This is a genomic window from Streptomyces wedmorensis, assembly GCF_000716445.1.
GTDB lineage: Bacteria > Actinomycetota > Actinomycetes > Streptomycetales > Streptomycetaceae > Streptomyces > Streptomyces wedmorensis.
Genome location: NZ_JNWK01000095.1, coordinates 22,275 through 33,002, shown reverse-complemented (window position 1 = coordinate 33,002; position 10,728 = coordinate 22,275). Strand labels below are relative to the sequence as shown.

The 10,728-nt window shown below is 69.0% G+C and carries 8 protein-coding genes; 5 read left to right on the top strand and 3 right to left on the bottom strand.

Features of this window, described 5'->3' with window-relative positions; genetic code table 11:
- Positions 1-939: 939 nt before the first annotated feature.
- Positions 940-1,857 (top strand): hypothetical protein, encoded by a 918-nt coding sequence (locus OO54_RS39260; protein ID WP_234439321.1) that lies wholly within the window; start codon positions 940-942, stop codon positions 1,855-1,857.
- Between the two features lie 26 nt (positions 1,858-1,883).
- Here the strand turns inward: OO54_RS39260 and OO54_RS39255 are convergent, their stop codons facing one another.
- Positions 1,884-2,942 carry a hypothetical protein gene (locus OO54_RS39255; RefSeq protein WP_033212121.1) on the bottom strand — a complete coding sequence of 353 codons (1,059 nt, stop codon included), beginning with the start codon at positions 2,940-2,942 and terminating at the stop codon, positions 1,884-1,886.
- A 254-nt stretch (positions 2,943-3,196) separates the two neighbouring features.
- Complete coding sequence (locus OO54_RS39250) at positions 3,197-4,480, bottom strand: MFS transporter (RefSeq protein WP_051787822.1); 1,284 nt, start codon at positions 4,478-4,480, stop codon at positions 3,197-3,199.
- A gap of 257 nt (positions 4,481-4,737) precedes the next feature.
- Here OO54_RS39250 and OO54_RS39245 point away from each other — a divergent pair, with 257 nt between their 5' ends.
- The 4 genes from OO54_RS39245 (at position 4,738) to OO54_RS39230 (ending at position 9,040) form a co-directional block, all read left to right on the top strand.
- On the top strand, positions 4,738-5,934 hold the full coding sequence (locus OO54_RS39245; RefSeq protein WP_033212119.1) for a hypothetical protein: 1,197 nt from the start codon (positions 4,738-4,740) through the stop codon (positions 5,932-5,934).
- Positions 5,935-5,967: 33 nt separating this feature from the next.
- Positions 5,968-7,239, top strand: coding sequence for an aminotransferase family protein (locus tag OO54_RS39240; protein WP_033212118.1), 1,272 nt, complete (start codon positions 5,968-5,970; stop codon positions 7,237-7,239).
- 11 nt (positions 7,240-7,250) lie between these two features.
- Positions 7,251-8,234, top strand: a complete 984-nt coding sequence (locus OO54_RS39235) for a TauD/TfdA family dioxygenase (RefSeq protein ID WP_033212117.1) — start codon at positions 7,251-7,253, stop codon at positions 8,232-8,234.
- Between the two features lie 71 nt (positions 8,235-8,305).
- Positions 8,306-9,040, top strand: a complete 735-nt coding sequence (locus tag OO54_RS39230; RefSeq protein ID WP_033212115.1) for a hypothetical protein — start codon at positions 8,306-8,308, stop codon at positions 9,038-9,040.
- Positions 9,041-9,132: 92 nt separating this feature from the next.
- Here the strand turns inward: OO54_RS39230 and OO54_RS39225 are convergent, their stop codons facing one another.
- Complete coding sequence (locus OO54_RS39225) at positions 9,133-10,704, bottom strand: amino acid adenylation domain-containing protein (RefSeq protein ID WP_033212112.1); 1,572 nt, start codon at positions 10,702-10,704, stop codon at positions 9,133-9,135.
- Positions 10,705-10,728: the final 24 nt, after the last annotated feature.

The window sequence follows — 10,728 nt, the reverse complement described above, 5'->3', positions numbered from 1 at the left end:
ACAACCCGAACCCACGCAGGAAACGCCCGACCAGTGTGAGAGACATAAACCCCGCCAACCCCAATCCCCCGGCTGCGAAAGCAGAATCCAACGCGACGGCAAGACTCCTTACCCAAACCAGTAGATTACCGATCGGCCCGCCGAACTGTACTGACACCCGTCAGGAGCAACTGCCACAGGCAGGAACGACGGCCCTTGCGCGGCATGGGCGTAGATCACTTCCAGGCCTCCGAGCTGCGGCTTCGCCGCGTCCCGCGCCACAGGGTGCCATTCCAGGGCAAAGAGCGATGATCCGCCTTTAGCAGATGTTTGAAGCGAAAAATCCACTTGCCAAGCCGCACGCCAAACTGTAGGGCGAATCTGACTTGCGATCACATTGGTGTGACGCCCGTTATAGGTGCGTTCGGAGTCTCGTTCGGGTCTTGACACCGCGGGCAACGCGGAGTGAAGATCGCCAAACAGGGTGTTACCGGGGATCAAAACACCGAGCTCCTGCCGACGGTATAAATACCGACCGCCGGCAGACAGGAAGAACGAGCGCGACCAACCGAATTGGTTTCATATTCGGCGCCGAATAAAAAGATACATAGATCCATAGTCGGAGGCCCCAGAAACGGCACCTCCGGCGATCAAAACACGGGGTGAAGAATCAAATGAAGGGCGCAGAGAACTCTCTTCTGCCGGCCATCGCCGTCCACCATTCCACGGCTGAACGCCCGCACCGCGAATACCGTCCGGGGCGAAGAAGCGCTCACTGAGGCACCTCCGGCGCGGAAGGGCTCGAGCCCGCCTCGCCGGATGCGGAAGCGGAATGCGCTGCCGCCTCCGCTCGCCTCACGCGCACTGCCCACCGGAACGGTTTCACGGAGACCACGGGGCCGGCCGGAGATCCGGCGCATCCCGGATATCGACCGGCTGCGGCACAGCGGGAGGGGATCCATGCCCTCCCTTGGCCCGCCCTTCGCGGATCTTTCCACCGCGGTCTCACTGAACATTCCGACCGGCCTCGACGAGCAGGCCGCTCGGCACCCGTCCACCTTGGGACTTCCACAAGTAGTCGAGGATGACAGGAAACGTTCTTTGAATACCATGATCGAATCCGATGTAGAAGTGATCCTGACCTGGCGGAACAAGACCCGCCACCACGGCAGCTCCGACGCCAAGGAACGGATCAACCTGAAGGTCGGCGAGCGCCTGAACTTCGGCATATCGAGCTCCACCGGTGAATTCCAGCCCGGCGCCCTGCCGAGCATCGGAACGTTCGAAGTATCCGACCATCACCTGCTCTTCTCGAACTTCACGACGAGCACCACGTTCGTCATCGAGAACCTGGAGGGCGGCACCGAACTGGTCAAGGCCCGCCCGCGTCAGCTGGGCATGGTGATCCCGTTCGAGATGTCGCGCATCCTGATCCCGTCCAGCGAGACCATCAGCGAGTTGACGGTCTTCACTCCCCCTCCGCGCCTGCTCGGCTCCGACCAGGCCGCCACCCTCACCGAGTCCGCGATGTCCAAGCTGGACACGGCGAGCAAGTACTTCGCCGTTCTCGTGGCCCTGTGCGAGCCGCGGCTGCGCGGTTCCTCCATGGCGGCCGTCCCCTCCGTGCAGGAGGTGGTCGAACGGCTGCGCGGGATCAAGCAGTTCAAGGGCGCGAACCGCAGCAGCATCAACTACCACATCGACTATCTGGCGGATCAGAAGCTTCCGGTCGGCCAGTGGGCCAAGTACGTGGACGAGGGCCGCATGCACTCCAAGCGCGAGGCCCTGGTCGCGTTCTCGCTCCGGTTCGACCTGGTCCGGGAGGAACACCTGGCGCTGCTTCCCGATCTCAAACGTGCGAGGGCGCAATGCGCCTGACCGCCGCCGACGGGAGGCCCGTCTGTTCAGCCCTCCGACCCGCCACGGGCGAGCCGGCGCGTGTCGGCCACACCCAGGACCCCGCCGTACAACGGCTCGAACACCCCTCCGCGCCGCGCCTTGGCCGTCTCCGCCTTGGAGCCGAGACGTATGTGGTCGATGCCCCGCGCCCGCGCGTACCGGATCGGCAGGTGGAAGAGCAGGTTGAGGTACAGGGCGAGGCGCTCGTCGCCCTCCTCGCCGGGCAATCCGATCTCGTACACCTCCAGTTCGTCCCCCCACAGCAGGATCGTCTGCACGCCGCGCCGTCCGCCCGTCTCGGCCGTGAAGACCATGACGTCGACATCCGGGTTCTCCGCCCAGGTGGACAACCGGAAACCCACGAACTCGGCCAGCTCCCGCTGCCCCTTGGCGGCGTTGTGCTCGGAGATCAACTCAGCGGCCCAGGAGCCGACTTCGTCCCACGAGGCCTCGCCGTCCGTCATGGAGGCGCCGGCGATCGTGCGCTGGTCCCGGCGGAGCCGGTACCGGACCTTGGAGGAAAGGTCGCTCTCCCACGCGGGGTCGGCCAGTCCGAACAGATGGGCCTCGCGGCCCAGTTCGGCCCAGACGACGGCGCCTTCGGTCGCCGCGTCCAGCGCGGTCCTGGCAGCGCCGTACACATAGGGGAAGACCAGACAGCGGTCCTCGTCGGCCGCGAACCGGGCGGCCTCGACGAGCAGCTTCCGCAGCCGGCCCGGGGCCCTGGTCCCCTCGTCGACGTGGAATCCGGTGCGCCGGTCGGCGCATCCGCCGACCAGCAGCGAGGTGCCGGGCGAGCAGGCGTCGCCGACACCGTCCGGCAGACCCCATGAGCGGGGGTCGTACGACGGGTCGGCCCATACGCGCATGCGCGAGCGGTAGAGCGGAACGACCGCCCGCAGCTCCTCGCCGTCCCGCCATCCGAGGTAGCGGCTGATCCACCTGCCGTCCTCCTGGTGCTGCCGCAGTCGGCTGAAGGAGGACGCGGCACCGGCCGTGGTGTCGAGGGCGTCGAACCGCTTCTGGTCGAAGTCCGCGATGTCCGAGGTGAAGTCGATGCCCATGTGTCAGCCCTCTCGGTCTCGGGGTTGTCCGGTGAGTGATCCGCGCGCCCCTCGGGCATCGCGGGCGCCGTCTCCTGCGAGGCGGCGGTCGCCCGGCGGTACGGGACGGCCCGTCCCGTGCCCCGGGTGGCCGCCGCCGGCGACCGCGGGGGGCCTTGCCGGCGCGAGCCCCGTGGGGAGCGGACCGCCCCGGGCCTCTGCCCGCGGGGAGCGGGCCGCGGCCGTGGCGGTGCGCGGTCGGTTCCGGTCGCGGATCAACTCGCCGCGGGCTGCGGGATGTCGCGCATGCGCCGGAGCGGCGAGAAGAACACGAACCAGCCCGCGGCCCAGGCGCCGACGAAGGCCACCACCAGGGCGGGGCGCACGCCGATCAGGGTGCCGAGCGCTCCGCCGAGGAGGCTGCCGAGCGGCATCGTGCCCCACACGATCCAGCGCACGGCCGCGTTCATCCGGCCCATCAGCTCGGGCGGCGTGACGGCCTGCCGGTAGCTGACCTGCGCGATGTTGTACACCATGAAGGCGAAGCCCGCGATGCCCCAGCCGAGCGGGAAGAGCAGTACCCCCCAGCCCTGCCAGGCGGCCGCCGCGATGACCTGGGGCGCGCTGAAGACCAGCATCGACACCCAGATGATGCGCGCCGTACCGATCTTCTGGGCGAGCTTGCCGGCGAAGGCTCCGCCCACCATCCCGCCGATCGCCGAGCCCGCGAGGATGAGGCCGGTCATGGCGGGGCTCACGCGCAGGTCGCGGACGAGGAACACCATGGCCAGCGCCGCGGTCATGCCGGAGAACAGGTTGCCGGTGCCGGTGCAGGCCACGACCCGCCGCAGGATCGGGTTGGCGAAGACGAAGCGCAGGCCCTCGGTGATCCGGCGGCGCAGCGGCTCGTCGGCCGGCGGCGCGGGCGGCGGCTCCTCCCGCTTCCGGATGCCCAGGATCGCCAGCAGCGAGACGGCGTACGACAGGGCGTCGACGACGATCGCCATGGCGGCGCCCACCAGCGCGACCAGGCCACCGCCCATGCTCGGTCCGGCGAGCTGCGCGAACGACTGGGTCGTGCCGAGCTTGCCGTTGGCGGCCATCAGGTCCTCGGTGCGTATCAGCGAGGGCAGATAGCTCTGGTACGAGACGTCGAAGAACACGGTGCAGACACCGGCCGCCAGTGCGACCAGATACAACTGACCGATCGTCAGGACGTCCATGGCGGCGGCGAGCGGGACCGAGCCGAGGATCACCAGGCGCAGCACATCACAGATGATCATGATGGAGCGCTTGGAATGGCCGTCCACGATCGCACCTGCGGGCAGTGCGACGATCGCGAACGCCAAGGTGGTGGCCGCGGTCAGCAGTCCGACCTCGAACGTGCTCGCATTGAGCGCGACGACCGCGACCAGGGGCAAAGCGACCCGAGTGACCGCCGATCCCATCTCGCTGACCGTCTGACCACTCCACAGGAGTATGAAATCCCGCTGACGCCATAGGCTCCGGCCATCGGCCTCCGACCTGACATCGTGCAAATCCTTCGCCACTTCGGTCATGGCGTCAACGTAGCATGGCGCCTTCGGCCGAATTAGGCCTCCAGTCCTGTCAGTTGTTAGGACTTCGAGAGGCCGAGTACCGGGCAATATGAGTTCACGTCGCAGTGGCCAGGAGTGTGGTGCCGTGCCCACTCCGCCCGTCTCCGCATAACGAGACCTCGCCGAACGGCCGGCAGCAGGCGGCCTCCTTCTTGAATTCTCATCATCGAGCCGCCCGAGGCCACGGAACCGCGGCCACGGCCGAAACGGGGGACCATATGACAGACAGGCTTCCCTTGCTGAGCGCCCAACTGGCCTTCGGCCTGGACGCCCAGCGCTCGGGTCGCAGAGGGACCGTGACCATGCTGCTCCGTACGCCGGCGTCCCGGCTGTCCACGGAGGACGTGCGCCAGGTCCTGCGCTCCGTGGTGCTCCGGAATCCGGCACTGTCCTACCGCATCCGGTTCTCCCGCGGCGAGGCCTACGCGGAGTGGTGTCCGGACGAATGCGACTTCGCCGAAGTCCACGCGGCGAGCGAGGAGTCCGTACCGGAATGCCAGACGGAGATCGTCGAGGAATTCGAGGCCTCGCTCGACGGACCCGCCATGGCGGCACGTCTCATACGGTCACCAGAGGGCGACAATCTGCTGCTCGTTCTCGATCACGCATTGGTCGACGAACAGTCGATGCTGCTCATCAAACGGCAGCTGGCCGCCCCTTCCGAGCCGGACGAACGACAGCGGGACCGATATAAAGCGGCCATCATCGACCGGAAGGCATCGGAAGAGGCCGCCGGAAGCGGCCCCGGCGTCACGTTCTGGGCAGAACGCCTGGAAAGGGCCGGTGAATTCGACCGGGTACCGGGACGGACCACGCGGGTCATTCCGATCGAATCGTTCCCGTCCGTCGCCGTCCCGCCTTCCTTTCGCGGGTCGTTGTTTCCCTATGTCCTCTTCTCGATCCACCGCGCCCTGCGGGACGTCGCCGAGCCGGGGCCGGGCGTCATCGGCTACCCGTGGGGCGGGCGGAACGCCGCGTACGCCGATGTCGTCGGGTGCTTCATGAACACGGTCGTCTCGCTCGACCCGCCCGGATCCCGACAGGCGCCGGACGCCCCGGGCGACTTCGTCAGGAGCTGGTACCGGGAGGTCGACCACGCGGACGTGCCGTTCACGACGGTCACCGGCCTCGGCTCCACGTTCTCCGGCTCGGTCACCGCGATGCTCAGCTACACCCACGCCGGCGCCCCCACGGTCGACGTGGCGGGAGTCCCGGCCGTGGAAGTGACCGCACGCGACAGCCGGCCGCCCGAGGTGTGCAAGCTCCTGGCCGGCGTGACGGTACGCGGCGAAGAACTCCGACTCCGCCTCCTCCTCGACGAGGAGATCGCCGGCTACGGAGCCCGGGAGTTCGGCGCCCGCTGGCGCCACTGGCTGACCACGGCCATCTCAAGCCTTCCCGAGCGGAAACCCTGAAGACCCGACGACCGGTCCCTGGAGAGTTGAGACATGCACAGTTCCCCTTCGACGAGTTCACTGTGGCGGCCCTGGACGCCGATCACCCAGCAGGCCAACTCGATGCGCATCGTGGAGGCACGGGGCAACCGCGTCCGTGACGCGGACGGCAACTGGTACCTGGACGGCGTCTCCGGCGTCCTGAACGCCTCCTGCGGGCACGGGCATCCGCGGCTCATCGAAGCGGCGAGCCGGCAGTTCCGGCAGCTCGTCCACTACGACCCCATGGTGTCCAGCCACGACCCCGCGGAGACGCTGACCGCGCGCCTGGCCGAGATCCTGCCGGGCGAGCTGAACGAGACCGTCCTGCTCAACAGCGGCTCGGAGGCCACCGAGGCGGCCGTCAGGATCGCGCTGCAGTACTGGCGGAACATCGGCGAGGACCGCAACCGGGTCATCACCTTCGAGGCCGCGTACCACGGCACGACGTACCTGGCCCAGCAGCTCTCGGGCCTGCCGTTCACCGTCAGCGAGTGGGTCCCGCCCTTCCCGATCGACCACGTCGCCCTGCCCGCGGCGGCCCGCGCGATGCGGACCGAGGAGAGCGCCGACGCGCTCGTCGCCCGGTTCGCCCGGGCACTGGAGGCCGGCCCGCCCGCCGCGGCGGTCATGGTCGAGCCGCTCCTCGGCCTCGGCGGCTGCGTCGTCCTCCCGGCCGGGTTCCTCGCCCGGCTCAGGACGCTGTGCGACCAGCACGGCGCGCTGCTCATCCTGGACGAGGTGTTCTGCGGATTCGGGCGCACCGGCCGGATGTTCGGCTTCGACCACGACGGGATCACGCCCGACATCGTCACCATGAGCAAGGGCATCAGCGGCGGTTACCTCCCGCTGGCGGCGGTGACGGTCACCTCGTCGATCAAGGAGACGTTCGTCCGGGAACCCGTCGTCCAGGGACTTCGCTACGGGCACACGACGGGCGGCCACGCCGTCGCCGCGGCCGTCGCGAACACCGTGCTCGACATCATGGCCGACGAGAAGCTCGTCGAGAACTCCGCCACCCAGGGCGCCGCGCTCCTCGACGGTCTGCGGAAGCTCGAGTCGAGCCCGCTGATCACCGACGTCCGCGGACTCGGCCTGGTCGTCGCCGTCGAGACCGACAGCCCCGAGTCCGGTGCCGCCATCACGGCCGCCGCCGTCGAGGCCGGAGTGATGACGCGACACGAGCGCGGTGTCATCCGCATCGCGCCCCCGCTGACGCTGACCGCCGACGACACGGCCGAGGCGATCGAGAAGTTCGGCGGCGCCGTCGACGCCGTCGCATCGTAGGAGGAGATCACGTGAGCGAGACCGTCCCCACGCTGCGGGAAGAGCTCCTTCCTTCCTTCGACGCCCCGGGCGACTCGCCGTACACATGGCTGCGGGACATGGCGGGGACCCTCCGTGACCATCTGCTGGTCCACGGAGCGGTCCTCGTCCACGGCCTTCCCATGGACGGACCGGACGGCGTCGCCACGGCACGAGAGGCCCTGGGGATCGCCCGCCACACGCCCACCGAGGCGTTCAACGACCGCGGCGACTTCGGCGACGGGGTGCTCTCACCGATCACCTGGCCGGGCGAGCGGATGCTCTGCCCGTTCCAGGAGGGCTCCTTCAGCCGGACGTTCCCCTCGGTGGTGCTCACCGCGTGCCTCACCCCTCCGGACGGCGACGGTCGCACGCACCTCAGCGATACGCGCCGGCTGCTCGACCACCTTCCGGCGCCCCTCGCCGAACGCGTCCGGACCACGGGCTGGACCCTCGCCCGGACCTTCCACGAGGGGTTCGGGATCACGTGGCGCAAGGCGTTCTCCGTACCGGACCGCGCTGCCCTCGAGGAGCTCTTCGAGGCGGCCGGCATCAGCGCCGAATGGCTCCCCGGCGGCACGCTGTACACGGTGCGCAGGCGGCCCGGCGTCGTCGACCACCCGGTGACCGGCGAGGAGTGCTGGTTCAACCAGATCTCGTTCCTCAACGCGGGCAACCTGGATCCGGCGGAGCGCACGATCATGGTCAAGGCGTTCGGCGAGTACCTGCCGATGAACACCTACTTCGGTGACGGATCGCCGTTCTCCGACGACGACCTGGCCGCCATCCTGCACGCCTACGACTCGGTGCGGATCGATGTCGCGTGGCGGCGCGGCGACCTGCTGATCACCGACAACATCATCATGGCCCAGGGCCGGTCGGCGTTCGAGGGCACCCCTGAGTTCCTCGTCGCCCTCGGGGAGAACCAGTCACCCCGGCCCGGATCACGGGGCCGAGAACCGGAAGGCGACCGTTGACCGGCGGTCCCCCCTTCCCCACACCTATCGACTCGCTGGATCGCCAGCATCCGCAATGGGAGGTACAGGTCATGGTGCAGGCCCTGGCAGGGGCGACCCTGCGGGAGATCAAGGACCATCTGGAAGTGGTCGTGGACAGCGGACGCGGCACGACGTTCCAGGGGTCGGAATCGGTGGTCCGCCGGCTCGCCGAACCGAGTGAACTGCGGTCCCTGATAGGCCAGATCATCGCCGACGACGAGGCCCTCGCCGACATCGCCGCCCGCTCGTACTACCACGCGAACAACTTCCTGAAGCTGGTGCTGCTGGCCGGCGACAAGAACCCGTGGCGGCTCCGCCTCCACGTGTGGCACCCGCAGCCGGACGCCTCGGGCACCATCACGGAGGACATCCACTCGCACCGCTGGGACTTCACGACCGCCCTCGTGGTCGGCGAGTACTTCGCCCAGGAGTTCAAGATCGGCCCCGGTACGGAGTACCACCACTTCAAGTACCTGCCGATCGGGCAGGGGAAGACCTTCTCGCTGGAGGCCCAGGGCAAGGAACAGCTCTGTCCCGTCTTCGAGGCGCTCCTGCCCGCGGGCACGGTCTACCACATCGACCACCGGGTGCTGCACTGCATCTCCCGGTCGGCCGGCAAGGCCGCGGCCTCGCTGGTCCTCCAGCAGCCCGCCGTGGAGGACCACACCAACGTCTACCGGACGTCGCCGGTCGGCGACGAGCCCACGACCCACATCGAGGTGCAGCGACCGACCGTCGACCAGCTCCGCGACGAGCTGAAGCACTTCCTGACCTGGATCGACTGACCGCGTGCGGACGAGACCGCTGCTGCCCCGGAGGGCAGCAGCGGTCTCGTCTGCTTTCCGCCTCCCGCCGTGGGCGGCGGGAGGCGGCGCGCTCAGGGACGCGGAGCCCGGCGCGGGGTCGCCAGGTCGCGCAGGGCCCGGCGGTCCAGCTTGCCGGAGTCCGTCGACGGCAGCTCGGGGAGGAACTGGTAGCGGTCCGGCACCATGAAGGGCGGCAGGGAGGCGAGCATGTGCTGCCGCAGCACCTTCTCGGGCTTCTCCGGCGCCTGGTCCGTGAGCACCACGCAGGCGACCAGGAACTGGGCGCCGGCGGCGGTGTCGACCACCGTCGCGCCCGCGTCCCTGACCATCTCGTGGGCGCGCAGGAACGTCTCCACCTCGCCGAGCTCCACCCGGATGCCCCGCACCTTGACCTGCTGGTCGTTGCGGCCGAGGTACTCGAAGGAGCCGTCCGGGAACCTCCTGGCCAGGTCACCGGTCCGGTAGTAGCGCAGGGGCCCGTCCGGGGTGTCGAGGACGACGAAGCGCTCGGCCGTCAGCTCGGGGCGCCCCAGGTATCCCACCGCCACGCCCGAGCCGGCGATGACCAGCTCGCCGACCTCGCCGTCCGGCACCGGCTCCATCGCCTCGTCGCGGACCTCCACGAGCAGGTGCGGAAGCGCCGTGCCGATCGGCGAGCGCACGGGGCCGTCGAAGTCCTCCCGGGTCAGCACCCGGCAGGTGGCGACGCACGTCGCCTCGGTGGGTCCGTAGATGTTGACGACCTCGGGCGGGGTGCCGGGGCAGCGCTCCAGGAAGGCGGAGACGACGTCGAGTTCGACGCTCTCTCCACCGACGAGGATGTAGCGCAGGGCCAGTCGGGGCCTGCCCGCCTCCTCGTGGGCGTGGGCGAGTGCCCGCAGGGTGGTGGGGACCTGGATGACGAGGGTCACGGCCTCCCGGCTGATCAACTCCAGGAAGTCCGGCATCGACTGGGCCACGGGAAGCGGCACGACGACCGCGAGGCCGCCCGCCGCGATGGAGAGCCAGAACTGCAGGACGGACCCGTCGAAGATGAACGGGAGGAACATCGCGACGCGGTCCTCGCTGGTCAGGTCGACCACCGAGGCGACACCGCGCACCAGTTCCAGCACGCTGGTGTGCGTGACCATGCAGCCCTTGGGTGCGCCGGTGGAACCCGAGGTGTAGATGACGTAGGCCAGTTCGCCGCCGTCGAGTTCGATGTGCGGCAGCGGCGGAGTCGGCACGCCGTCGTCCTGCGGCGCGATCACGCGGACGTCCGTGAGTCCCTTGGCGGCGACGTGTTCGGCGTCGCCGACGACCAGCCCTATCTCGGCGTCGCGGACGAGGTAGCGCAGGCGCTCCGCCGGATACGAGGGGTCGAGGGGCACATAGGCGGCTCCGGCCTTCATGACGGCGAGGATCGAGATCTGGATCTCGGCCGAGCGCTGGAGCAGGAGACCCACCCGATCGCCGGGGCGGACGCCTTCGGCGACCATCCGCGCGGCGAGCCGGTCCGTCAGGAGGTCGAGTTCGCGGTAGCTCAGCGTCCGTCCGGCGTCCCGGAGGGCCGGGGCGGAGCCACGGGCGGCCGCGACCTTGCGGAAGAGATCGGAAAGGGAGACGGCCTTGTCGAGATGGGCCCGCTGTTCGTCAGCGGTCATGACATCGATGGCATCGCTCATGGG